The sequence below is a fragment of the Thermomonas haemolytica genome (genome assembly GCF_004346265.1).
Classification (GTDB): Bacteria; Pseudomonadota; Gammaproteobacteria; order Xanthomonadales; family Xanthomonadaceae; genus Thermomonas; species Thermomonas haemolytica.
The window spans coordinates 244,366-266,802 of sequence record NZ_SMAP01000001.1 but is presented as its reverse complement, the minus strand read 5'-3'; the positions used below and the strand labels follow the sequence as shown (position 1 = coordinate 266,802).

Here is a 22,437-nt window from a genome sequence, read left to right as displayed (position 1 = left end):
CCGGACGGCGCCATGCGCTGGCCACGGACGGCAGTATAACCTGCCCACTCGTGCCTCAAGCCGTGCGCCTCGCACGCAAGGAGCCGCAATGATCACCATCCAGCTCGACGACCGACAGTTGCAGGGTGCGCTGGCGCAGCTGCGCCAGCGCCTGGGCGACCTGACCCCGGTGATGCAGGACATCGGCGAGGAGCTGCTGGATCGCGCCAGGCAGCGCTTCGCCACCAGCACCGGCCCGGACGGGCGGCCGTGGGCGCCCAACCGCCCCAGCACCCTGGCGGCCTATGCCGCGCGCTACGCCGGCAGCTACAAGCAGGACGGCAGCCTGAGCAAACGCGGGCAGGCCCGGATCGCCGCCAAGAAGCCGCTGATCGGCGAGAGCCGCCAGCTCTCCCAGCGGCTGTACTACCAGGCCGGCCGCGACAGCGTGTTCATCGGCAGCCCGCAGCGCTACGCCGGCGTGCAGCAGTTCGGCGCGCGCCGTGGCCAGTTCGGCCGCACCCGCCGCGGCGCGCCCATCCCGTGGGGCGCCATCCCGGCGCGTCCGTTCCTGCCCGTCACCGCCGCCGGGGAGTGGCTCGGCACCGGGGATCGGGAGGCCGTTTTGGGCCTGCTGGCCCGCGCACTGGAGGATGCCGCCCGCGGATAGGGCCGGAATCCCCCCTGTGAGGCGTGTAAACCGCGTATGAAATCGCCGCGCGCGCCATGGGTGGCATGGTGGTAGCGCCTCCCACCAAGATGCGCCTCAAATCGCGTCCTGCGCGGCCGGCCCCCACGCCCCCCTTGCGCCCCCCCGGCCGCCACCTGGAGGAGTTCGGGCCGGAGGACACATGCTCGGTCAAAATGGCCGACCAGGGGCAAGCTCGCACGTACCGCATCTTCAGCCACACCGGCTGCACCCTGCTGGCGCGCGACGCCTCGCCGGAGATTTCCGGCGAGCACCTGTCCGCGCTGCTGCGGGTGATCCACCGCCAGATCGAACAGGTGCGCGCACGCGCGCGCTGGGAGCCGAACGCGGCCTGAGCGCGACCGCCCGCTGCACTCCCTTTACAGGCCGCTTGCGCGGCCTGTTTTTTTGCGCGGGCCGACCCGGGTCGGCCTGTTGCAGGCCGCGCCAGCGCTGGATTCTGGGCGCATGGCCACGCCGTCCCGCAAGCACCCGCACCCACTGGGCTCCCGGCTCGCGCGCGACGTGCTGGCGATCTGCCTGCATGGCTCCTCGTCGGGTGGGGACGCCCCGCCGGAGTGGGTGCACCTCATTCCGGCGGGGACGTTTTCCGGCCGCGACGGCCGCGGCCCCTACACCCTCGATGCCGGCGCCGCGCAGGCGGTGCTGGACGCCTTCGCCCGCCACGGCGCTGACCTGCCGATCGACTACGAACACCAGAGCCTGACCGCCACCGACAAGGCCGGCCCGGTGCCGGCCGCCGGCTGGATCAAGGCGCTGGAGCTGCGCGCCGACGGCCTGTGGGCGCAGGTGGCGTGGACGCCGCAGGCCGCCGCCCTGCTGGCCGCGCGCGAGTACCGCTACCTGTCCCCCGTGTTCATGTACCGCAAGGACGGCGCCATCGTCGAGCTGGTCGGCGCCGGCCTCACCCATACCCCCAACCTGCACCTGCGCGCCGCCGCGGCGCGCCAACTGGAGGCCCACCCCGTGGACGACCTGCTGGAACGCCTGATCATGATCCTCAACCTGCCCGTCACCGCCACCGGCGACGAGGTGGCCGCCGAGCTGCAGAAGCTGATCGACCGCCTCACCGCCGCCGAGGCCGCGGCGCAGGCCGCGCAGTCCGCGCAGCCGGCCGCGCCGGACCCGGCCGAATGGGTGCCGGTGGCCCAGCACCGCGCGGTGGCCGAGCAGCTGGCCGCGCTGCAGGCCGCGCAGGCGCGCGCCGCCGCCGAGACCGCCGTGGCCGAGGCCATGCGCAGCGGCAAGCTGGTGCCGGCCATGCAGGACTGGGCGCTGGCCTACGCCAGCCAGGACCCGACCGGCTTCGCCGCCTGGGCCGCCGCTGCCCCGGTGGTGGTGGCCACCGCCGGGGCCACCAGCGCGCACCGCGTCCAGGACGACGCCCTCACCGACGAGGACCGCTACGTCATCGCCGCCCTGGGCATGAGCGAGGCCGCCTTCGTGGCCCACAAGCGCGCGCTCGACCATGCGTGAGGTCCTGCGCGAGAACGCCGTCGCCCGCCGGCTCCTGCTGGAACGCCTGTATGCCGCGCGCATGACGGCCACCCAGCAGGAGGTGGCCGGGTGGCTGCCGCGGCGGGTGCTGGCCGACCTGGCCGCGCACGCCGATTTCCTGCTGGCCACCCTGGCCGAGCAGGGCTACCTCCGCCGCGACGGCGACCGCTACTGCATCACGGGCGCGGGTTGCGCCTTCCTCGAATCCACTCCGGAGACCTGATCCATGGCCATCATCACCCCCGCGCTGATCACCAGCCTGCGCACCGGCTACAGCCAGGCGTTCCAGGACGCCCTGGCCGCTACCCCCACCGACTGGGCGAATGTCGCCACCCGCGTGCCGTCCAGCTCCACCAGCAACACCTACGGCTGGCTGGGGCAGTTCCCCAAGCTGCGCGAGTGGGTGGGCGACCGCGTGGTCAAGGATATGGCCGCCAGCGGCTACCAGATCACCAACAAGCTGTACGAGGGCACCGTCGGGGTCAAGCGCACCGACATCGAGGACGACAACGTCGGCATCTACACCCCGCAGTTCGCGGAGATGGGCCGCGGCGCCGCCGCGCACGCGGACGAGCTGGTGTTCGGCCTGCTGGCCGCCGGCGAGTCCACCCTGTGCTACGACGGCCAGAACTTCTTTGACGTGGACCACCCGATCTACCCGAACGTGGACGGCACGGGCACGCCGGCGCTGGCCAGCAACTACGACAACGGCGGCGCCAGCCCCGGCGCGCCCTGGTACCTGCTGGACTGCAGCCGCGCGCTCAAGCCATTGATCTTCCAGGAGCGCACCGCGCCGGAGCTGGAGACCCTCAACAGCACCCAGGACGAGGCGGTGTTCACCAAGGATTTGTATCGTTTCGGCATCCGCTACCGTTGCGCGGCCGGGTTCGGGTTCTGGCAGCTGGCGTACAAGAGCAAGGCCGCGCTCACCGCCGCGAACTTCAACGCGGCCTGGGCGACCATGGCCAGCCGCCCCGCCGACGGCGGCCGCCCGCTGGGCGTGCGCCCGACCCACCTGGTGGTGCCGCCCACCCTGCGCGCGGATGCGCTGGCGCTGATCGAGTCGCAGCAGATTGCCGGCAGCAGCAACCCCAACTACAAGGCGGTGCAGGTCATCGTCTCGCCGTGGGTGGCGTGATGGCGATGGTGGTGTTCGCCCAGGTGAAGGAGGCCGCGGTGCTGGGCGCGGCGGTGCGGGTGGACGCGCATGCGCTCACCCCGCCGCAGTGGCTGGAGCTGGCGGCCATCGCCGCGCAGTCCGGCGCCCGCATCGAGGTGGCGCGCGCCGGCAAGCTCACGGCCGCACAGCGCCAATCGCTGGCCGATGCCGCCGGCAGCCTGATCCTGTTCGACTTCGCGGGGTGAGCCATGGCCAAGACCGCCAAGCCTGCCGCCAGTGACGCCGCCCCCCAGGCGGCGAGCCAGACCGCCAGTGCCCCCCGCGTGCGCGTCCGCACCGTGGCGGCGCTCGGCCAGGACGGGCGCCGCTACCGCGCCGGCCTGGGCCCGTTCGGGCGCGCGGCGGTGGAGGTGGCGCCGACCCGCGCGCAGCTGGACGCGCTGCACGCCGACCCGTTCCTGATCGTCGAGGAGGCGTGAGGTGCCCTACGCCACCCTCGCGGACCTGACCACGCGCTACGGTGAGGAGGAAATCCGCCAGCGCAGCGATCACGCCGGCACCGGCGTGATCGACCCCGCCGTAGTGGCGCAGGCACTGGCCGATGCCAGTGCCGAGATCGATGCCTACCTGGCCGGCCGCTACCGGCTGCCGCTGCCCAGCGTGCCGCCGCATCTGGTGCGGATCGCCTGCGCGATCGCCCGCTACCGCCTGTGGGACGAGGCCGTGCCCGAGCGCGTGCGCATCGAGTACGAGGACGCCCGCCGCCTGCTGGAAGCACTTGCGCGCGGCACCGTCACCCTCGGCCTGCCCGCCGACCTGCCGCCCGCGCAGCAGCCCGGCCGCGGCCTGGCCGCCGCGCAGAGCGGCCCGGCGCCGGTGTTCGGCCGCGACGCGACGGGGGGCTACTGATGGACCTGCAACTGGCCGCCGACCGCCTGCGCGCCCAGTGTCCGGCCCTGCGCCTGGTGGCGCTGGGGCTGGATTACGACAGCGCCGCGGCCACCACCCCGGCGGCCTACATGGTGGCCGAGGAAGAACAGGCCGAGCCGCCCGAGCTGATCGGCAGCCGCGCCCAGCGCGTGGAGCTGCGGTTCTCGGTCAGCCTGGTGGTCGCCAGTGCGGCCCGCCAGGCCGGCATCGGCAGCGGCCTGGCCGCCGCCATCGAGGCCGCCCGCGCCGACGTGCTGGATGCGCTGCGCGGCTGGCTGCCCGACGGCTGCGACTGGCCGGTGGAGCACCGCGGCGGCCGCCTGGTCGCCAGCGAGGTGGGCCGCGCGGTGTGGTCGGACACCTTCGCGGTCGGATTCCTGAGGGAGTGACACATGGCCAAGACCACACCGAACACCACGCCCGAGATGCCGCCCGCCGACCCGATGCCGGAGACCGGCGGGCGCTGGTACCGCCTGCCCGACGGCCGCCTGCAGCCCGAAGGCGCGCCCGCGCCCGACATCGAAATCGCCGCCGACGCCCCCACGCCGCCCACCGCCCAGGAGGCCTGAACCATGCCCATGCTCATCCGCAATACCATCATCCTGGCCAAGCTGGAGACGACCTACGGCGTGGATGCCGCGCCGACCGGCGCCGCCAACGCGCTGCTGGTCAGCGATGCCAGCTTCGAGCTGGCGATCGACGGCATCAACCGTGACCTGCTGCGCCCCACGATGGGCGGCAGCGAGCAGCTGGTCGGCAACCGCTACGCCAAGCTGGAGTTCACCGTCGAGCTGTCCGGCTCCGGCACCGCCGGCACCGCGCCGGCCTGGGGGCCGCTGCTGCGTGCCTGCGGCATGGCCGAGACCGTCACCGCCGGCAACAACGTGGCCTACAGCCCGGTGTCCAGCGGCTTCGAGTCGCTGACGATCTACTACTACCTGGACGGCCTGCTGTACAAGGCCACCGGCTGCCGCGGCACCGTCGAGCTGTCGGCGCAGCTGGGCGAACGCCCCACCCTGAAGTTCAGTTTCCAGGGCCGGCATTCCACGGTCAGCGCCGCCGCCAATCCCAGCGCCACCATCACCGCATGGAAGAAGCCGCTGCCGGTGACCGACGCCACCGCCACCAGCATCAGCCTGGGCGCCACCTTCACCGCCGCCACCGGCAGCCTGTCCGGCGGCACGGTCTATCCCAGCCGCGGCCTGGCACTCACCCTCGGCCAGGACGTGAAGTACGTGCCGCTGGTCGGCGGCGACAGCATCGACATCACCGCCCGCGAAACCACCGGCAAGGTGGCGCTGGATGTCACCCCGGCGCAGGCCACGACGATGGTCGGCGACATCCTGGCCAACGCCGTCACCGGCATGGGGTTCCAGATCGGTTCCACCGCCGGCAGCACCGTGGTGCTGTATGCGCCGGCGGTGCAGCGCATCAATCCCAAGTGGGACGACTACAACGGCCGCGCGCTGCTGAGCATGGATCTGCGCTGCATCCCGAACGCCGGCAATGATGAGCTCGTGATCGTCGCCCGCTAAACCGCACAAGGAGACCCCCGCAGGATGTTCACCATCGCTCCCCCGGACGCATTCTGGTACCCGGTCACCGTCGCGCTGATCGACGCCGACGGAAAGCGCACGCAACACCAGTTCGAAGCCCGCTTCAAACGCTATTCGCGCACGCAGTTCGAGGCGCTGGTGCAGCGCCTGCAGTCCGGCGAGCAGACCGACCTGGCGCTGGCCGAGGACGTGCTGGTGGGCTGGCGCGGTGTGCAGGATGCCGAGGGGCAGGAGGTGGCCTTCAGCGCCGCCACCCGCGATGCGCTGCTGGACATCTGGCCGGTACTGCCGGCGGTGGTGGGCGCGTTCATCGAGGCGCACAGCCCCGAGGGCCGCGCAAAAAACTGAGGGCCGTCGCCCGCCGCTGGGCGGCGGGTGGCGGTCGTGACGATACCTGCGAGGCCGCCCGCGCGTTCGGGCTGGCCCCGCCCGACCCCGAGCCGGAGATCGAGCTATGGCCGGAGTGCATGCCGAGCGTCGAGGTGTTCCTGGCCTGCGCCACCCAGTGGCGCCTGGATGCCGCCGGCAACCCGCTGGGGATGGACTACCCCGCGCTGGAGGCGGTCATGCGCATGCTCGGCACTGCCGACGTGCGCCAGACCTTCGCCGACGTGCAGGTGATGGAAGCCGAGGTGTTGCGGGTGTTCAGTGCGGCCGGCGGTGCCAAGTAAGCCAGCGGTACGCCTTCAGCGCCCACGGCTTGCCGAGTCCGGCCCCGATCCCGATCGCGATGGAGCCGCCGAACAGCACCACCGCCACCGCCACCGCCCACCACAACCAGTGGAAGCGGGCGATCAACAGCAGCCAGAGCAGGACTCCGGCCATCACCAGCACGTACCCGATGAACTGACCCAAGAGCCCCCACATGGCCGCCTCCGCTCTCCAGCTCGGGATCAAGATTAGCGCCGACGGCCGCCAGGCGGAACAGGCCCTGGGCCGCACGCGGGCGGGCCTGGAGTCGATTTCCAGGCAGCTGAACACGGCGCGGAACGCCTTTCTTGCGCTGCAGGGAGCGATGGGTCTGTCGGCCGGCCTCTCGGGACTGGGACGGCTGGTGGACCAGGTGCGCTCGGTGGATGCCCGCCTGCGCCAGGTCACCACGAGTACCCAGGAGTTCGCCGCCGCCCAGCGGCTGGCGCTGGACCTGTCGGCCAAGACCGGGGCCGGCTACGAGGCCGTCGCGGCGCTCTATTCGCGGCTAGCGATGACGGCCAAGGACTACGGCCTGAACCAGGAACGGGTGGCGGCCGTCACCGAGATCACGGCCAATGCGCTCAAGGTCAGCGGTGCCAGTGCCAGTGAATCCGCGTCCGTCATCACCCAGTTGTCGCAGGCCCTCGGCAGCGGTGTGCTGCGCGGCGACGAGTTCAACTCCATCATGGAAAACGGCGGCGCGCTGGCGAAGGCGCTGGCCGACGGTCTGAAGCGACCCATCGGCGAACTCAAAGCGCTGGCTGAGCAAGGGTTGCTGACCACCGACATCGTGGTGACCGCGCTGGAATCGCAGCGCGCCAAGCTGGCCCAGGCCGCCGCCGCGATGCCGCGTACCATCGGCCAGAGCCTGACCGCGATGCGCGATGCGTTCGGCCAGACCATCGTGCAGATGGACCAGGCCATCGGGGCCAGCCACGCGGCCGGACAAGCCTTCGATGCCCTGGCGCGGAACATGCAGGGCATCGTGGCGGTGGGCCTGCCCACGGCGCTGGCCGGCATCGCGCTCATGCTGGGCCGCGCGGCCGGCGCCGGAGCCGCCTACCTGGGGGATGTATATCGGCGCATCGTGGGAGACAACGCCGCCCGCGCCAGCGCGATTTCCCTGGCCGCCGCGCGGCTGGATTTCGCGCGCGCGGAGCTTGCCGCCGCCCAGGCCACCGTGGCCTCCACGGCAGGCATGGCCCGGCTCACCACCGTGCAGACCGTGCTGGTCCCGGCGCAGCAGCGCCTGACCGCCGCCCAGACCGCCCTGAATGCCGCCCAGGCGGCCGGAAGCCTCACCGCGCGCACGCTGTCGGCGGCGCTGGCGCTGGTCGGTGGCCCGGTGGGGCTGATCGTGACTCTGCTGACTGCGGGCGCCACTGCCTGGGCGATCTGGGGCAACAGGGCCGCCGAAGCTGGCGACAAGGCCAAGTCGGCCGCGGACAATGCGCGCGAAGCCATCGAGCAGGCCAACGCCGCGCGCGACCGGCTGGAGCGCACACAGAAATTCGGCAGCGGCGATGCCGGCACGCTGCGCGAGGGCGTGGCGGCCGCGGCGGATCAGATCGCGGCGAAGACGCGGGCGATCGTCGAGGCACAGCGCGCGGCCGACCAAGCCGCACAGCGCATGCGCTTTGCCAGGGAAGGCGGCGACATCGCCGCGCTCGCCGACTACCAGCGCCAGCTCGACCGCATCAAGACCTTGCGCGCCGAGGTCGCCGGCCTGCAGCGCGACCGCGAGGCCAACATCGCGCGCCTGCGCCAGCTGGAAGCCTCCGGCGAGGAGGGCGCGCAGGCCCCGGGCGCTCCCTCGGACGCCGCCAGGATGCTGGCCAACAGGCAGTGGGACGCCTACATCGCCCAGTACCGCAGCAAGGCCGACCAGCTCAAGGCGGCGCTGGCCGAGCTGAAAACGCTGGCCAAGCAGAAGGGGCTGAGCGAGGACAGCGCCGAGTTCCGCGCCGCCGCGGCCGCCGTGCGCAAGCGCTATGCCGAAGACGCGAAGTCGCCCAGCCTCTCCGCCCGCGAAACCGAAGCCGTGGCGCGCGCGCAGGCCGAGGCCCGGCTGGCGCTGCTCAAGGACGAGGTGGAGCGGGCCAAGGCCGTGCTGGACGAGGGCTACCAGGACCGGCTGCTGTCGGCGGCGGACTACTACCGCAGGAAGGCGCAGCTGGAGCTGCGCGAGAACGCGGCCGAGCAGGAGCGCCTGCGCGCGCAGCTGGAATCGCTGCAGCGGGCGCAGGGCAAGGCCAAGGGCGGCGAGCGCGAGCGCATCGCCGGCGAGCTGGTGCAGGCGCAGGCGCAGCTGGCCATCCTGCAGAACCAGGCCGGTGACATCGAGCGCCGGGCCGCACGCGCCACGGCCAAGGCCGAGCTGGACGGCGTGGACCAACAGCTGTCGCGCGCGCAGGCCCTGCTGCAGGCCGTGGAGCAGAGCGCGCAGGCGCGGGTGGCGATCGGGCTGGAGACCGAGGTCGAGGCCCGCAAGCGCGTCGTCGAGGCCACACGCGCGCAGGGCGAGGCACTGGCGCGCGAGCTGATCCCGCAGATCGAGCGCCTGCTGGCGACCGTGACCGACCCGGTGGTGCTGGCGCAGCTGCAGGCCGCGCTGGACAAGGTGCGCCAGATGCAGGCGGAGGGGCGCGAAAAGACTGCCTTCGACGGCCTCTCGCAGTCCGTGCGCGACTACGCCGCGAAGGCCGCCGACGCCTTCGGCAGCGCCCGCGAGGCCGCCACCCGCGCGTTCCAGGGCATCGAGGATGCGCTGACCGACCTGGTGGTGAAGGGCAAGGCCGACTTCCGCGGGCTGGTGGTGAGCATCCTGGCCGACCTGGCCCGCCTGCAGCTGCAGCAGGGGCTGGCCAAGCTGTTCCAGATCGCGCTGCCCGGCCTCGCCAAGAATGCCGCCGGCGGCGTGTATGCCTCGCCCAGCCTATCGGCCTATTCCGGCGGGGTGTACGACAGCCCGCGCGTGTTCGCGTTCGCCAAGGGCGTCGGCGTCTTCGGCGAGGCTGGCCCGGAGGCGATCATGCCGCTCAAGCGCGGCCGCGACGGCAAGCTGGGCGTGGTGGCGCAGGGCGGCGGTGGCGGCAGCATCACCGTGAACGTCGCCGTGGATGCCAGCGGCCAGCGCGACGGCGTGGGCGGCGATGCGCGCGGGCTGGACCTCGGCCGCCGCATCCAGGCGGCGGTGAAGGCCGTGCTGGTAGACGAGCAGCGCCCCGGCGGGCTGCTGGCAGGGAGGGCCTGACCGATGCCGGCATTCACCTGGCCCGCCAGCTACAGCGCTTCCGTGGAGGTGGCGCCGCGCGTGACCCGCGCGGCCTTCGGGGACGGCTACGAGCAGCGCGTGGCGGCAGGCGTCAACACCATCGCGCGGCAGTGGACCCTGCGCTTCGTCGGCTACGACGCCACGCTGGCCCCGATCGAGGCCTTCCTGGTCGCCCGCGCTGGCGTCGAGTCGTTCGACTGGACGCCGCCCAGCGGCAGCGCCGGCAAGTGGGTCTGCCGCAAGTGGCAGCGCACGCACAGCGGGCCGCAATACGGCGAGATCAACGCCACCTTCGAACAGGTGTTCGGCGAATGACGACCCGGCAGGACATCCAGAAACCCGCCCCTGGCGCGATCATCGAGCTGTTCGAGCTGGATGCCACAGCGCAGGGCGCCGCCGGCGTCTACCGCTTCGTCAACTGGGCCAACCCGCAGGGCGGCGACGTGGTGTGGCGCGGGCAGACCTACACCCGTTATCCGGTCGAGGCCGAGGGCTTCGAGCTGTCTGGGCGCGGCGCGCTGCCGCGGCCCAAGCTGCGCGTGGCCAACGCGACCGGCCTCATGGGGGCGCTGGCCATCGAGCTCGATGACCTGCTGGGCGCGCGGGTGACCCGCTGGCGCACCTTCGTCCACTACCTGGACGCCGTGAACTTCCCGCTGGCCCAGCAGTCCACGCCAGGCGCGCTGACGTTCGCGCGTTCGACCACGGCGACCTATTTCAGCGCGGCCGGGGTGTTGAGCACGGCCGCCGTAGACCAGCCGCGCATCGACCACGATCCGGCGACTGGCGCGGTGCTGGGGCTGCTGGTGGAGGGACAGCGCACCAATGTATTTCAGCGAAGCCAAGAGATCGATCATGGCTGGTGGTCCAAATTCAATGTCAGTGTCTCCGCCAATGCATCCACTGCTCCAGACGGCACGACTACTGCGGATCGCATCATCGAAACAGCCGCAAAGGTAATTCATGCCTTCCGCCCAAACGCCACTACCGGATTTGCAAGCACTGGGCAGATCGTCACTTATTCGATCTATCTGCGCGCGGCAGGGCGCAGGTACGCGATCATGCACGTGGCAAGCACTGCCACGAATGCCGCGTCAGTAGGAATCGACCTGCAAACAGGAGCCATCGTCGGCGCGCCGTTTAACAACCGCGGAGCCACGAATTTTGTGTCTGCGGCTATCACTCAATGCGCTAATGGGTGGTATCGCTGTGCACTGACGTTCGATATGGGTAGCAGCGAAACCTGCTATGCAATTGTATATCTATCCACTAACGGAGCGAACTCCAGCACCGACACAGACTATTCCTATCTTGGGGATGGAACATCCGGTGTTGAAGCATGGGGCGCTCAGTTCGAGCTTGGCAGCTTTGCCAGCAGCTACATCCCCACCACCACGGCCGCCGTCACCCGAGCCGCGGACAACGAAACGGCGACCAGCCTTTCGGCCATCGGCTACAGCGCGACGGCTGGCGGGCTGACCGTCACCGCGCGTGCTCCGGCCAGTCTGGCGCAGGCGGCGACGCTGCTGAGCTACAACGACAACACCACGGGGAACGTCATCCGCTTCCGCATGGAGGCCGGCGGCGCACTGAAAGCCGAGATCATCGCGGGCGGCGTCACGCAGGCCAGCCTGTCGCTGGGCACGCTCACCGCAGGCGCGCAGTTCAGCGCAGCGCTGAGCTATGCGGCCAACGACATCCGCGGCTGCCTCAATGGCGGTGCGGTGCAGAGCGACACCAGCGCCAGCATCCCGACGGTGGACCGCGCCATGATCGGCCGCGACGCGTCCGGCGAGTGGTGGAATAGCACGATCCGCCGGCATCGGTACTGGTCGCGCGCGCTCACCAATGCCGAGCTGCAGACCATCACCAGCGGCGGCGCGATCTCCGACCTGCCGGCGCTGGACATGGACACCAGCACCGGCGCGCTGGAGGTCTACACGCTGGCGCCCTTCAACCCGACGGCCGACCCCAACCAGTACCTATCGCGCGACGTATGGGTGGTAGACCGCAAGTCCAGCGAAAACCGCGTGTTCATCGAGTTCGAGCTTGCCGCGCCGATCGACGTGGCCGGGGTCATGCTGCCGCGCCGGCAGGTGGTGGCCAACGTCTGCGCCTGGCGCTACCGCAGCGCGGAGTGCGGCTATGCCGGTGGCCCGGTGGCCGACCGCGACGACAACCCGACCAACAACCCCGCGCTGGATGCCTGCGGCAAGCGGCTGGCCAGCTGCAAGCTGCGGTTCGGGCAGACCGGCGTGCTGCCCTATGGCGGGTTCCCGGGCACGCGGAGGATCGGATGAGCGCGCTCCTGGACCTGGTACCAGAGGTGATGGCGCATGCCGCGCGCTGCGCGCCGCGCGAGTGCTGCGGGCTGGCGGTGCGCGCGCAGGGCGGACTGGTCTACTGGCCGTGCGAGAACCGCGCATCCACCGGCGCCGAGTTCGAGATCGCGCCGGAGGACTGGGCCGCGGCAGAGGATGCCGGGCCCATCGTCGGCGTGTGCCACTCGCACGTGTACCTGCCGGCCACGCCGAGCATGGCAGACCGCGTATCCGCCGCACGCACGGGGGTGCCGTGGTTGATCGTGGCATGGCCGACCGGGCAGGCGGAGGTGCTCGAACCCGACGCATTCGATGCCCCGCTGGTCGGGCGCCCATTCGTGCACGGCGTGCTCGACTGCTACAGCCTGATCCGCGACTACTACCGGATGGAGCTGGGCATCGCGCTTCCCGATTTCCCGCGCGCCGACGAGTGGTGGCTGGCCGGCGGCGACCTCTACCGCCAGCACTTCGCGGATGCCGGTTTCGTGCAGGTGGCCGGCAGTGAGTTCGATGCCGGGCTGCTGCAGCCGCACGATGTGCTGCTGATGCAGGTGGCCAGCCCGGTGCTGAACCACGGCGCGGTGTACCTGGGCGACAACACGATCCTGCACCACTGCGCGCACCAGCTGTCGAGCCGCGGCGTGTACGGCGGATTCTGGCGGCGCGCGACCGGCATGGTGGTGCGGCACCGCAGCCTTTGCGCGGAGGCTACCGCATGATCGCGGTGCTGCTGTACGGCCACCTGCGCCGCCGCTTCGGGCGGCGCTACGACTTCGACATCCGCGACCCGGCCGAGGCCGTGCGCGCGCTGTGCGCGACCGTGCCCGGCTTCCGCGCGCATGTGCTGGCCCACAACGAACCCGGCTACCGCGTGCTGGTCGGCCAGTCCCCGCGCGATGGCGAGACGCTGGCGCTGCCCGCCGAGGAGCCGGTGATCCGGATCGTCCCGGTGGTGGCCGGCAGTGGGCGCGGCTTCGGCCAGGTGCTGCTGGGGGCCGCGCTGATCGGCTTCGCGTTCGTGACGGGTGGTGCCGGCATCGGGCTGTCCAGCCTCGTGACCGGCGCTGGCTTCACGACGGCGGGCCTGATCGCGGCGAAGTTCGGCGTGGCGCTGGTGATGGGCGGCATCGCGCAGATGCTGTCGCCCACGCCCAAGGCCGGCAAAGCCGCCGACAACAAGGCCAGCGACGTGTTCGCGGGGCCGGTCAATACCACCCAGCAGGGCAACCCGGTGCCGGTGGGGTATGGGCGGCTCATCGTCGGCTCGCAGGTCATATCTGCGGGGCTGGCCGCCGCCTCGGTGGCGGATGCCAGCAGCGGCAGTGGCGGCGGCACGGTGTGGGATTTCACCCGGGATGCGGTGTTCGGAGGCGGCGCATGAGCACACGGTGGCCCATGCCCGTGATCGGCGCCGGTGGCGGCAGCAAGGGCGGCGGTGGCAGCGGCGGCTCGCCCAGCGAAGACCCGGACAGCCTGCGCTCGCGCCAGTATGCGCGCGTGCTCGACCTGATCAGCGAGGGGCCGATCGTCGGGCTGGTCAATGGCCTGAAGTCGATCTACCTCAACGACACGCCATTGCAGGCGCAGGACGGCACGTTCAACTTCCAGGGCGTCTCCGCGGCATGGCGCACCGGCGAGCAGGCGCAGGCGCACATTCCCGGGTTCGATGAAGTCGAGAGCGAGATCGCGGTCGGCGCGGAGGTCAAGGCCAGCGCATCGGTCACCCGCAGCGTGACCGGCAGCGTGGATGCCGTGCGCATCACGGTGAGCGTGCCACAGCTCACCTACCAGGACTATTCCGCCAGCCGCCTGACCGGTACCTCCGTCACCATCGCAGTGGACGTGAACAACGCCGGCGGCGGCTGGCAGCAGGTGCTGCAGGACACGATCAGCGGCAAGACCACCAGCCGCTACCAGCGCAGCTACCGGGTGCAGCTGCCAAAGCCGGGGCCGTGGGACATCCGGGTCCGCAGGATCACCCCGGACAGCACCAACAGCGCCCTGCAGAACAAGACCTGGTGGGACAGCTACACCCTGCTGACCGAGGCCAAGCTGAGCTATCCGAATAGCGCGCTGGTCGCGCTGGAGATAGATGCCTCCCAGTTCCAGGCGGTGCCCACGCGCGGCTACGACATGAAGCTGCGCGTGGTCTCCGTCCCCGTCAACTACGACCCGGAGACGCGCACCTACAGCGGTGCCTGGAACGGTACCTTCAAGCAGGCGTGGACGGATAACCCGGCGTGGATTTTCTACGACCTGCTCACGCATCCGCGCTACGGGCTCGGGCAGTTCATCGACGCCACGCAGGTGGACAAGTGGGCGCTGTACCAGGTCGCGCAGTACTGCGACGAGCTGGTGCCCAACGGCTTCGGCGGCGTGGAGCCACGCTTCACCTGCAACCTGTACCTGCAGACGCGACAGGAAGCGTTCACGGTGCTGCAGCAGCTCGCCTCGGTGTTCCGCGCGATGCTGTACTGGCGCGACGGGCAGGTGGTGGCCGCGCAGGATGCCCCGTCCGATCCGGTGGCGCTGTTCACCCCGGCCAACGTGATCGACGGGGCGTTCGAGTACCAGGGCGCCGGCACGAAGGCGATCCACACCGTCGCGCTGGTGCAGTGGAATGACCCGTCCGACATGTATCGCCCGGCGGTCGAGTACGTGCCCGACGATGACGGGATCGCCCGCTATGGGGTGATCGAGACCAACGTGGTCGCCATCGGCTGCACGTCACGCGGGCAGGCGCACCGGCTCGGGAAGTGGCTGCTCTACAGCGAGCGCCTCGAGTCGGAGACGACCACCTTCCGCGCGGCGCTGGATGCGGCCTACGTGACCCCGGGTGCGGTGATCAAGGTGCAAGACCCGGTGCGCGCCGGCAAGCGCTTCGGCGGCCGCATCACGAGCGCCACGACATCGCAGGTGACGCTGGATGCCCCGGTGACCCTGGAGGCCGGGCAGACCTACCAGCTGAGCGTGATCCTGCCGACGGGCGCGGTGGCCACCTCGGGCGTGACCACGACGGCGGGCGCCACGTCCGTGCTCAGCCTGTCGCCGGCGCTGCCGTCCGCGCCGCAGGCCGGGGCCATCTGGGTGCTGGCGGCATCGAACCTCGTGCCGACGACCTGGCGCGTGCTCGCGGTGCAGGAGACCGGCGACGGCCAGACCTGCGAGATCGTCGCGCTGGCGCACAACCCGAGCAAATACGCCGCGATCGAGCAGGGGCTGAAGCTGGAGACGCCGCCGGTCACCGCACTGGACCGTGGGCAGGCCCCGCAGGCGCCGGCGGGGCTTTCGGCATCGGAGTCGCTCTATCGCGCTGGCCCCGGCACCATCGCCACGCGCCTGACCGCCAGCTGGCAGCAGGTGCCGTTCGCCACCGAATATGCCTGCGAGTTGCGTGGTCGCGGCGCGAACATCGGCTACTCGCAGACCGTGCGCGGCAAGCTGACGAGCGCCGACTTTGCGCCAGTCGAGCCGGGCGACTACACGCTTTACGTGCGCGGGATCAGCGCGCTCGGCGTGCAGGGCCAGCGCACCAGTCTGGACGTGACCGTGCAGGGGCTGGCCGCGCCGCCGGCGGATGTCACCGGCTTCGCCTGGGCGACGGAGGGCTATGCGATCCGCCTGAAGTGGAACGCGGTCCCCGACATCGACGTGTCTGGCTACGAGCTGCGCGTCGGGGCGACGTGGGCTACGGGCACGCTGATCGCGCAGGTCGCCGCCACCACCTACCTGTGGCAGGCCCAGGCGACCGGCACGCTGACCGTGTGGATCGCGGCGGTGGATTCGACCGGCAACTACAGCCAGGCTCCAACCTCCGTCAGTATCACCATTGCCGCGCCGCCAGCGCCGGCGGTGACATGGGCGCTGGATGGGCCGGACGAGGTGCTGAGCTGGACGGCGGCACCTGGCACCTTCGCCATCGACCGCTACGAGGTGCGCTACGGCGCGAGCTGGGCAGCGGGCACGCCCGTGGGGTCGGTCAAGGCCAGCCTGCTGCGCAGGCGCGTGGACTACGGCGGCAGCCGCAGCTGGTGGGTGGCGGCGATCGACGTGGCCGGCAATGTCGGCACCGCAGGACGCGTGGATGTCACCGTGAATCCGCTGGGGCAGGTGCAATCGCCCAGCGCGGAGGTGATCGACAACAATGTGCTGCTGCGCTGGCGCGACCCGCCCGCCGCGGCCGGCACGCTGCCCGTGGACCACTACATCGTGCGCAAGGGCGCGACCTGGGCCGGTGGCGACCCCAACAGCGATTTCACGGTGTCCGGCACGTTCGCCACCCTGTTCGAACAGGCCAGCGGCCAGTACATCTACCACATCGCCCCGGTGGACACCGCGGGCACCATCGGCACCCCGACCCCCATCACAGCGCAGGTGGCGCAGCCGCCCGACTACGTGCTGCGTACCCAGGTGCAAGTAGATTTCCAGGCCCAGGGGACGCGCACCAATGCGCTGCCCCTGTCCGCCAGCACCCTGCTGCTGCCGGTGAATACCAGCGAGACCTGGCAGGCGCACTTCACCAGCCGCAGCTGGACCACCCCGCAGCAGCAGATCGATGCCGGCTATCCGCGCTACCTGCAGCCTGGCCCCGGCACCGGCAGCTATCAGGTGGAGATCGATTACGGCGCCGTGCTGTCATCGACCGTGGTGACGGTGGCGTTCACGGCACAGGCGGTGAGTGGCAGCGCCAGCGTGGCCTGCCAGATCGACTACCGCGCCAGCACCACGGGCCCATGGACGGCGGCGCCGGCTGGCGCAGTGCAGGCGCTGGTCGTCAATGCCCGCTACATCCGGGTGACCCTCAGCGTCTCTGGTGCGGCGACCGACCTCGTGCAGGTCAATGGCCTTTCGATCAAGCTGGCGAACAAGCTGCGCACCGATTCCGGCCGTGGCACCGTCACGGACGCCGTAAATGGCGTTTGGGTTCCATTCAATGTGACCTTCATCGATGCCGATACCCCACTGGTACAGCCGGAAGGGGCGACTCCGCTGATCCCCGTGGTGGACTTCTCCGACGTGCCCAACCCCACCGGGTTCCGGGTCTACCTCTATACCACTGCCGGGGCCAAGACAACCGGCAGCTTCTCCTGGACTGCGCGAGGCTACTGACATGGCCGATTTTTCCAAGCCGCTACTGACCGACACCTACACCAGCTGGCAGTCTACGCTGACTGCGAACATCACGGCCGCACTGCGCTGGCTTGACCCCGCCACCTCAGGCACGCATACCAATGTCCCGGCCGGTGCCTACCGCCTGAATGCGGGGGTGCTCGAGAGCTACTCAGGCAGCGCCTGGGTGGCCGCCCTCCTCAAGGCATCGCAGCTTTCCACCGCACGTACCATCGCCGCGACAGGCGACCTGTCGTGGTCGGTGAGCTTCGATGGGTCTGGCAATGCCAGCGCCGCCGCGACCCTCGCCGCAAGCGGCGTCACTGCCGGCACCTACCGCAGCGTCACCGTGGATGCGAAAGGCCGGGTGACTGCCGGGACGAACCCCACGACGCTGGCCGGCTACGGCATCACGGACGCCGTAGGCACGACCGGCGACCAGTTGATCGCTGGAAACAAGACCTTCACCGGGGCACTGGCCGACAGCGCCGGGCACGTCCGCGACCTGACGATCAACACGCAGAACGCCAACTACACGCTGGTGCTGGCCGACCGCGGAAAGTGCGTGCTCAAGAACGACACCACCGCCTATACGTGGACGATCCCGCCGAACAGCAGCGTGGCGTTCCCGGTCGGCACCATGATCACCTTGCGCAATGCGAATGCCACCGGCGCAGTGACCATCGCACGGGGCAGTGGCGTCGCCCTGCGCAAGGCCGGCAGCGGTACCGATGCCAATGCCACGCTGGCGGTCTGGGGCATGGCCACGCTGCTCAAGGAAGGCACGGATAGCTGGGTCATCAGCGGCACGGGGGTGAGCTGATGACCATGCAGCAGATGCTGGCATGCGCCGTCGAGACCGGCGCGCCGTTCAGTCCGATCCTGCGCGACTATACCAGCGGCACCGGCGTCACCGAGACCGCGCCCATCGGCTGCAGTCAGGTGCGCATCTGCGTCTGGGCGGGTGGCAACGGCGGAAACGCCGGCGATGGCATCCTCAGCGGCGAGGGCGGCGATAGCGGCAGCTACTGCGAGTCCGTGTACTCGATTGCCGGTGGCCAGACCCTGGTGTATACCGTTGGGACAGGCGGCGCCGGTGGGACGTACCCTGCCGGCGTTGGCAGCGCTGGCGGTACCAGCACAGTCGCCAGCGGGACGGCGACGATCACCACCATGTCGGCTGCTGCGTCGCCGTCAGGCGGGAACGTGGCAAACGTGTATTCGAACGCCGGCGGGTTTCCCGTCGGCCTCGAAGGCGGTGCCGGCGGCGCGGCCATCGTGGGATGGAGCGGGTACAGTGCCGGCGCCGGCGGTGCCGGCGGCGCCCGGTTCATGTCGGGAAATGCGGGTGGCAGCGGGCGCGTGATCTTCTACTACACCTAATGTTTCACCTGAAACTGTCTCAAATCAGGTGAAAAACTGTCTCAAATCAGGTGCGCGATTACAGCCGTGAGGCAGCGCTCCATCATCGCCGCGCCGGCGCCCAGCCCGCGGGCCTCGGGCAGGAAATACATCTTGCGCAGCTCGCAGGTATCGGGATCGCCGCCGGCTAGTGGCGCCACCCCGGCGCCGCCCAGCACCCGGCCGTCGCGTTCGAGCACGAAATAGGCGTGCCGCGGCGCGGCGTAGGCGCGGCTCATCCAGTCCACTTCGGGATCATTGATGGCAAACCCGCTGCCCACGGCGCCGAATTCGGGCATCACGGTGCGGATGACCGCGGCCATCGCGGCGTCGTCGCCGGGCTGGATCGGGCGGATCGAAACGGTGTCTTGCATGCGGGTCGGTGGAGGTGGGTCAGGTGGATTGGGTCGCCAGGCGGCGGGCGAATTCGCCCGGCGGCAGGCCGGGCGCGAACAGGAAGCCCTGGCCGAGGGTCACCCCCTGGCGCAGCAGGAAATCGCGCTGGGCCTCGCTTTCCACGCCCTCGGCGACGGTGCCAAGTCCGAGCGAGCGGGCGATCCCAAGCACGGTCTGGCAGATCGCCACATCGGAGGCATTGCGCGGCACGCCCTTGAGGAAGCCGTGGCTGAGCTTGAGCGCATGGATCGGCAGCCGGCGCAGATAGTTGAGCGCGCTGTAGCCCTCGCCGAAATCGTCGATCGACAGCAGCACGCCGAGCGCGCGCAGGCCCTCGAGGATGCGCAGGGCATCGTGCGAATCCTCCACCAGCACGCGCTCGGTCAGCTCCAGCTCGAGCGCGTGCCCGGGCAGGCCGTTGGCCTGCAGCGCCTGCTCGACGCCGCGCGCCAGGTCCTCGCCGATGAACTGGTGGTAGGACACGTTCACCGCTATCCGGCCGATCGCCAGCCCCGCGTCCTGCCAGCGGCGCAGCTGGGCGGTGGCTTCGCGCAGCACCCAGTGGTCGATCCGCGCGATCTCGCCGGTGCTCTCGGCCAGCGCGATGAAGCGATCCGGCGGCAGCGCGCCCAGCGTCGGGCTGTTCCAGCGCAGCAGCGCCTCGGCGGAGAGGATGCGCCCGCTGCGCAGGTCCACCTGCGGCTGGTACACGAGGTGGAATTCGCCGTTGTCGAGCGCCCGCCGCAGCTGGGTTTCGATCTGCAGGCGCTGGTGCTGGCGCTGCGCCAGCTGCGGCGAGAACGCCTGGAAGCCGTCGCGCCGGCGGTGCTTGCTGTCGTACATCGCCACGTCCGCGCTCTGGATCAGCCGGCGCGGGGTGTCGCCGTCCTGCGGTGCGTGCGCGATGCCGATGCTGGTGGTGACGGTGAACTCGTCCTTGCCCAGCCGGAACGGGGCCTGGAAGGCCTGCTGCACCTGCCGCGCGAGGCGCTCCGAACGGGTGGGGTCGTCCGTCGTCCTGCAGATCACCAGGAACTCGTCGCCGCCGAAGCGGGCGATCCGCCCCTCGTCGCCGACCGCGGCGCGGATGCGCTGCGCGGCCTCCACCAGCAGGAGGTCGCCGGCATCGTGGCCCTGCATGTCGTTGACGATCTTGAAGCGGTCGAGGTCGATGTAGAGCAGGCCGAGGTCGGGGCCGTCTGGCGCGCGCAGCCGGTGCTCGATCTGCGCGAGGATCGCGTTGCGGTTGAGCAGCCCGGTCAGGGCGTCGGTCTGGGCCTGGGTGCGCAGCGCTTCCTCCGCGCGTCGGCGCTCGGTGATGTCCTGCAGGGTGCCGCTGATGCGCGCATGCGCGGGGTCGTGCGGGTCGGGCTCGCCGATCATGCGCACCCAGAACGGGCTGCCGTCGTGCTGGCGGCCTTCCAGCTCCAGTTCGAAGCCGGTGCCGTCGCGGATGCTGTCCAGGGTCCGCTGCAGCCGCGCCGCGTCCTCCGGCAGCAGGCAGGCCAGCACCGCCGGCATCGAGTCCGGCGCGCGCGCCGCGCCGAGGATGCGCCGGGCCTCGCCGGTCAGGTACAGCGCGCCGCTGGCGCGGTCCCACTGCCAGCCGCCGATCATCGCCAGTTCCTGCACGCGCTGGAACAGGGTGGTGTCGCGCTGCAGGGCGGTGATGTCGCTGGCCAGCACCAGCACGCGGTCAGCGCGGTCGGCGCCGGGGGCGAACTGCGGCACCGCGGTCATCGCCAGCCACAGCAGCTGCCGGCGACTGCGCCGGTACAGCCCGATCACCTCGCCGGCCACCGTGTGGCCGCTGCGCAGGGCGCGCGCGGGCGGGTCCTCGGCATCGGGCAGGCGCCGGCCGTGCACGTCCAGCACCAGCCAGTCGTCGTCCGCGGCGGGGCTGCGCGCGTCCTCGGCCTCGGCGTCCAGCCCGTACAGGCGCATCGCGGCGGCGTTCATGTAGTGGATGCGGCCATCGCCGTCCTGCACGGTCAGGGCCTGGTCGATGTGTTCGATCAGGCTGAAATAGCGCGCTTCCGCCTCGCGCCGCGCGCTGAGGTCGCGCGCCACCGCCACGATCGCGCGGCGGCCGTCGAAGTCGAGATTGGCCGAATGCACTTCCACCGGGAAGCGGCTGCCATCGGCACGCATGTTGGTGGCCTGCACCACGTAGGTCTCGCCGCGGTCCAGCGCTTCCAGCACTGGCCCCATGTGGCCCGGCGGCAGGTCGGGGTTGAGCAGCTCGATCGGGCGGCCGACGATCTCCGCGCGCGGGCGGCCGTAGGCGCGCAGGCTGGCCTGGTTCACGTCCAGCACCACACCGTCACGGCCGATGATGCTGACCGGGTCGGGCACCGCATCGAACAGCGCGCGGTACATGCCGTGCTCGCGCGCGGCGCCCTGGCGCACATCGCGCAGCGCGTGGTCCAGCGCGTCCAGCAGCGGCCGCAGCGGTGGCTCCACGGCGAGTCCGGCGGCGGCCTGCTCCAGCGCCGCCAGCGCCTGCGCCAGCCGCGCCAGCGGCGCGTCCGGATCGGCGCGGGGCGCGTCGCGGCTCACGCGGACAGCGCCCGCCCCGCCTTGCTGCCGGTCTCACGCCCGAGCAGGCCGGCCAGCCAGCGCCCGGTCGCGGCCAGCTGCGGCAGGTCCACGCCGGTTTCGATGCCCAGCCCGTGCAGCATGTACACCAGGTCCTCGCTGGCCAGATTGCCGCTGGCGCCCTTCGCGTACGGGCAGCCGCCGGCGCCGGCCACCGCGCTGTCCACCACCGCCACGCCTTCCTCCAGGCAGGCCAGCACGTTGGCCAGCGCCTGCCCGTAGGTGTCGTGGAAATGGATCGCCAGCGCGGCCATCGGCACCTCGGCGGCGACCGCGCGCAGCATCGCCCGCGCCTTGGCCGGGGTGCCCACGCCGATGGTGTCGCCCAGCGAGATCTCATAGCAGCCCATCGCATGCAGCGAACGCGCCACGCGCACCACGTCGGCCAGCGGCACCTCGCCCTGGTAGGGGCAGCCGAGCACGGTGGAGACATAGCCGCGCACGCGCACCCCGTCGGTGCGGGCGCGTTCCAGCACAGGCTGGAAGCGCTGCAGGGATTCCTCGATCCCGGCGTTGGTGTTCCTGCGGTTGAACGCCTCGGAGGCCGCGGTGAACACCGCCACCTCCTGCGCGCCGGCGGCACGCGCGCGCTCGTAGCCTTGCAGGTTCGGCACCAGCACCGGGTAGGACACCCCGGGCGCGCGGGTGATCCCGGCCAGCACCTCGGCGGCATCGGCCATCTGCGGCACCCACTTCGGGCTGACGAAGGCGGTGGCCTCGATGCTGCGCAGGCCGGTCTGCGAGAGGCGGTCGATCAGCGCGATCTTGTGCGCGGTGCCGATGTCGGTCTTCTCGTTCTGCAGCCCGTCGCGTGGGCCGACTTCGACGATACGGACGCAGGATGGCATGGGCAT

24 protein-coding genes and 1 pseudogene are annotated in these 22,437 nt (G+C 71.0%); 21 read left to right on the top strand and 4 right to left on the bottom strand.

The genetic code is table 11. From position 1 onward, the window contains the following. Window positions 1–88: 88 nt before the first annotated feature. The 13 genes from EDC34_RS01255 (at window position 89) to EDC34_RS12495 (ending at window position 6,462) form a co-directional block, all read left to right on the top strand. Window positions 89–649: a phage virion morphogenesis protein gene (locus EDC34_RS01255; RefSeq protein ID WP_114959033.1), complete on the top strand. Its 561-nt coding sequence runs from the start codon at window positions 89–91 to the stop codon at window positions 647–649. Between the two features lie 194 nt (window positions 650–843). Further along, window positions 844–1,023 carry a hypothetical protein gene (locus EDC34_RS01250; protein WP_114959032.1) on the top strand — a complete coding sequence of 60 codons (180 nt, stop codon included), beginning with the start codon at window positions 844–846 and terminating at the stop codon, window positions 1,021–1,023. A gap of 112 nt (window positions 1,024–1,135) precedes the next feature. Beyond that, entirely contained in the window at window positions 1,136–2,164 is a 1,029-nt protein-coding gene (locus EDC34_RS01245; RefSeq protein ID WP_114959031.1) for a phage protease, read from the top strand. After that, on the top strand, window positions 2,157–2,408 hold the full coding sequence (locus EDC34_RS01240; RefSeq protein ID WP_114959030.1) for a hypothetical protein: 252 nt from the start codon (window positions 2,157–2,159) through the stop codon (window positions 2,406–2,408). Before EDC34_RS01245 ends, EDC34_RS01240 begins: the two co-directional genes overlap by 8 nt. Before the next feature lie 3 nt (window positions 2,409–2,411). Beyond that, on the top strand, window positions 2,412–3,323 hold the full coding sequence (locus EDC34_RS01235; RefSeq protein WP_114959029.1) for a Mu-like prophage major head subunit gpT family protein: 912 nt from the start codon (window positions 2,412–2,414) through the stop codon (window positions 3,321–3,323). Beyond that, window positions 3,311–3,550 (top strand): hypothetical protein, encoded by a 240-nt coding sequence (locus EDC34_RS01230; RefSeq protein WP_132982825.1) that lies wholly within the window; start codon window positions 3,311–3,313, stop codon window positions 3,548–3,550. Before EDC34_RS01235 ends, EDC34_RS01230 begins: the two co-directional genes overlap by 13 nt. Before the next feature lie 3 nt (window positions 3,551–3,553). Then, a complete protein-coding gene (locus EDC34_RS01225; RefSeq protein ID WP_114959027.1) occupies window positions 3,554–3,784 on the top strand; it encodes a hypothetical protein in 231 nt (76 codons plus the stop codon). A gap of 1 nt (window position 3,785) precedes the next feature. Continuing rightward, window positions 3,786–4,214, top strand: coding sequence for a gp436 family protein (locus tag EDC34_RS01220; protein ID WP_114959026.1), 429 nt, complete (start codon window positions 3,786–3,788; stop codon window positions 4,212–4,214). After that, the gene (locus tag EDC34_RS01215) at window positions 4,214–4,624 is read left to right on the top strand and encodes a phage tail terminator protein (protein ID WP_114959025.1); all 411 of its coding nucleotides are present in this window, start codon (window positions 4,214–4,216) and stop codon (window positions 4,622–4,624) included. The genes EDC34_RS01220 and EDC34_RS01215 overlap by 1 nt, the downstream gene beginning before the upstream one ends. A gap of 3 nt (window positions 4,625–4,627) precedes the next feature. After that, window positions 4,628–4,804, top strand: a complete 177-nt coding sequence (locus EDC34_RS12165) for a hypothetical protein (RefSeq protein WP_162797645.1) — start codon at window positions 4,628–4,630, stop codon at window positions 4,802–4,804. Window positions 4,805–4,807: 3 nt separating this feature from the next. Further along, a complete protein-coding gene (locus EDC34_RS01210; RefSeq protein WP_132982824.1) occupies window positions 4,808–5,770 on the top strand; it encodes a phage tail tube protein in 963 nt (320 codons plus the stop codon). 24 nt (window positions 5,771–5,794) lie between these two features. Next, the gene (locus EDC34_RS01205; protein WP_114959023.1) at window positions 5,795–6,139 is read left to right on the top strand and encodes a hypothetical protein; all 345 of its coding nucleotides are present in this window, start codon (window positions 5,795–5,797) and stop codon (window positions 6,137–6,139) included. Further along, window positions 6,067–6,462, top strand: a complete 396-nt coding sequence (locus EDC34_RS12495) for a DUF1799 domain-containing protein (protein ID WP_338067035.1) — start codon at window positions 6,067–6,069, stop codon at window positions 6,460–6,462. Before EDC34_RS01205 ends, EDC34_RS12495 begins: the two co-directional genes overlap by 73 nt. Here the strand turns inward: EDC34_RS12495 and EDC34_RS01195 are convergent. Continuing rightward, entirely contained in the window at window positions 6,437–6,658 is a 222-nt protein-coding gene (locus EDC34_RS01195) for a hypothetical protein (protein WP_114959021.1), read from the bottom strand. The two genes, EDC34_RS12495 and EDC34_RS01195, sit on opposite strands and share 26 nt — an antisense overlap. Here EDC34_RS01195 and EDC34_RS01190 point away from each other — a divergent pair. From EDC34_RS01190 to EDC34_RS01155, 8 genes are read left to right on the top strand one after another with little or no spacing between them, the layout of a single operon-like run. Continuing rightward, window positions 6,657–9,737 (top strand): tape measure protein, encoded by a 3,081-nt coding sequence (locus EDC34_RS01190; RefSeq protein ID WP_114959020.1) that lies wholly within the window; start codon window positions 6,657–6,659, stop codon window positions 9,735–9,737. The genes EDC34_RS01195 and EDC34_RS01190 overlap by 2 nt on opposite strands. 3 nt (window positions 9,738–9,740) lie before the next feature. After that, window positions 9,741–10,073 (top strand): phage tail protein, encoded by a 333-nt coding sequence (locus tag EDC34_RS01185; protein ID WP_114959019.1) that lies wholly within the window; start codon window positions 9,741–9,743, stop codon window positions 10,071–10,073. Next, window positions 10,070–12,058: a phage minor tail protein L gene (locus EDC34_RS01180; protein ID WP_114959018.1), complete on the top strand. Its 1,989-nt coding sequence runs from the start codon at window positions 10,070–10,072 to the stop codon at window positions 12,056–12,058. Before EDC34_RS01185 ends, EDC34_RS01180 begins: the two co-directional genes overlap by 4 nt. Then, window positions 12,055–12,798 (top strand): C40 family peptidase, encoded by a 744-nt coding sequence (locus tag EDC34_RS01175; RefSeq protein ID WP_114959017.1) that lies wholly within the window; start codon window positions 12,055–12,057, stop codon window positions 12,796–12,798. The genes EDC34_RS01180 and EDC34_RS01175 overlap by 4 nt, the downstream gene beginning before the upstream one ends. Continuing rightward, a complete protein-coding gene (locus EDC34_RS01170; RefSeq protein WP_114959016.1) occupies window positions 12,795–13,460 on the top strand; it encodes a tail assembly protein in 666 nt (221 codons plus the stop codon). The genes EDC34_RS01175 and EDC34_RS01170 overlap by 4 nt, the downstream gene beginning before the upstream one ends. After that, window positions 13,457–17,188, top strand: a complete 3,732-nt coding sequence (locus EDC34_RS01165) for a TipJ family phage tail tip protein (protein ID WP_114959015.1) — start codon at window positions 13,457–13,459, stop codon at window positions 17,186–17,188. The genes EDC34_RS01170 and EDC34_RS01165 overlap by 4 nt, the downstream gene beginning before the upstream one ends. A gap of 1 nt (window position 17,189) precedes the next feature. Continuing rightward, window positions 17,190–18,011 carry a hypothetical protein gene (locus EDC34_RS12255; protein WP_205388020.1) on the top strand — a complete coding sequence of 274 codons (822 nt, stop codon included), beginning with the start codon at window positions 17,190–17,192 and terminating at the stop codon, window positions 18,009–18,011. Then, window positions 18,011–18,571, top strand: a complete 561-nt coding sequence (locus tag EDC34_RS01155) for a glycine-rich domain-containing protein (RefSeq protein WP_114959014.1) — start codon at window positions 18,011–18,013, stop codon at window positions 18,569–18,571. Before EDC34_RS12255 ends, EDC34_RS01155 begins: the two co-directional genes overlap by 1 nt. A gap of 50 nt (window positions 18,572–18,621) precedes the next feature. On the opposite strand, the pseudogene EDC34_RS01150 reads toward EDC34_RS01155, so the two are convergent. The 3 genes and pseudogenes from EDC34_RS01150 to EDC34_RS01140 form a co-directional block, all read right to left on the bottom strand. Next, window positions 18,622–18,963 (bottom strand): annotated as a pseudogene (locus tag EDC34_RS01150) (GNAT family N-acetyltransferase); the annotation flags it as partial. 19 nt (window positions 18,964–18,982) lie between these two features. Further along, window positions 18,983–21,544, bottom strand: coding sequence for a sensor domain-containing protein (locus tag EDC34_RS01145; RefSeq protein WP_114959012.1), 2,562 nt, complete (start codon window positions 21,542–21,544; stop codon window positions 18,983–18,985). After that, the gene (locus tag EDC34_RS01140; RefSeq protein ID WP_114959011.1) at window positions 21,541–22,431 is read right to left on the bottom strand and encodes a hydroxymethylglutaryl-CoA lyase; all 891 of its coding nucleotides are present in this window, start codon (window positions 22,429–22,431) and stop codon (window positions 21,541–21,543) included. The genes EDC34_RS01145 and EDC34_RS01140 overlap by 4 nt, the downstream gene beginning before the upstream one ends. Window positions 22,432–22,437: the final 6 nt, after the last annotated feature.

What these genes read in the sequence shown, in the direction of transcription:
- EDC34_RS01210 (WP_132982824.1), top strand. Translation starts at nt 4,808, where the DNA reads ATGCCCATGCTCATCCGCAATACCATCATCCTGGCCAAGCTGGAGACG.
- EDC34_RS01175 (WP_114959017.1), top strand. Translation starts at nt 12,055, where the DNA reads ATGAGCGCGCTCCTGGACCTGGTACCAGAGGTGATGGCGCATGCCGCG.
- EDC34_RS01215 (WP_114959025.1), top strand. Translation starts at nt 4,214, where the DNA reads ATGGACCTGCAACTGGCCGCCGACCGCCTGCGCGCCCAGTGTCCGGCC.
- EDC34_RS01180 (WP_114959018.1), top strand. Translation starts at nt 10,070, where the DNA reads ATGACGACCCGGCAGGACATCCAGAAACCCGCCCCTGGCGCGATCATC.
- EDC34_RS01240 (WP_114959030.1), top strand. Translation starts at nt 2,157, where the DNA reads ATGCGTGAGGTCCTGCGCGAGAACGCCGTCGCCCGCCGGCTCCTGCTG.
- EDC34_RS01225 (WP_114959027.1), top strand. Translation starts at nt 3,554, where the DNA reads ATGGCCAAGACCGCCAAGCCTGCCGCCAGTGACGCCGCCCCCCAGGCG.
- EDC34_RS01155 (WP_114959014.1), top strand. Translation starts at nt 18,011, where the DNA reads ATGACCATGCAGCAGATGCTGGCATGCGCCGTCGAGACCGGCGCGCCG.
- EDC34_RS01190 (WP_114959020.1), top strand. Translation starts at nt 6,657, where the DNA reads ATGGCCGCCTCCGCTCTCCAGCTCGGGATCAAGATTAGCGCCGACGGC.
- EDC34_RS01165 (WP_114959015.1), top strand. Translation starts at nt 13,457, where the DNA reads ATGAGCACACGGTGGCCCATGCCCGTGATCGGCGCCGGTGGCGGCAGC.
- EDC34_RS01235 (WP_114959029.1), top strand. Translation starts at nt 2,412, where the DNA reads ATGGCCATCATCACCCCCGCGCTGATCACCAGCCTGCGCACCGGCTAC.
- EDC34_RS01140 (WP_114959011.1), bottom strand. Translation starts at nt 22,431, where the DNA reads ATGCCATCCTGCGTCCGTATCGTCGAAGTCGGCCCACGCGACGGGCTG.
- EDC34_RS01170 (WP_114959016.1), top strand. Translation starts at nt 12,795, where the DNA reads ATGATCGCGGTGCTGCTGTACGGCCACCTGCGCCGCCGCTTCGGGCGG.
- EDC34_RS01250 (WP_114959032.1), top strand. Translation starts at nt 844, where the DNA reads ATGGCCGACCAGGGGCAAGCTCGCACGTACCGCATCTTCAGCCACACC.
- EDC34_RS12165 (WP_162797645.1), top strand. Translation starts at nt 4,628, where the DNA reads ATGGCCAAGACCACACCGAACACCACGCCCGAGATGCCGCCCGCCGAC.
- EDC34_RS01255 (WP_114959033.1), top strand. Translation starts at nt 89, where the DNA reads ATGATCACCATCCAGCTCGACGACCGACAGTTGCAGGGTGCGCTGGCG.
- EDC34_RS01195 (WP_114959021.1), bottom strand. Translation starts at nt 6,658, where the DNA reads ATGTGGGGGCTCTTGGGTCAGTTCATCGGGTACGTGCTGGTGATGGCC.
- EDC34_RS01205 (WP_114959023.1), top strand. Translation starts at nt 5,795, where the DNA reads ATGTTCACCATCGCTCCCCCGGACGCATTCTGGTACCCGGTCACCGTC.
- EDC34_RS12255 (WP_205388020.1), top strand. Translation starts at nt 17,190, where the DNA reads ATGGCCGATTTTTCCAAGCCGCTACTGACCGACACCTACACCAGCTGG.
- EDC34_RS01185 (WP_114959019.1), top strand. Translation starts at nt 9,741, where the DNA reads ATGCCGGCATTCACCTGGCCCGCCAGCTACAGCGCTTCCGTGGAGGTG.
- EDC34_RS01245 (WP_114959031.1), top strand. Translation starts at nt 1,136, where the DNA reads ATGGCCACGCCGTCCCGCAAGCACCCGCACCCACTGGGCTCCCGGCTC.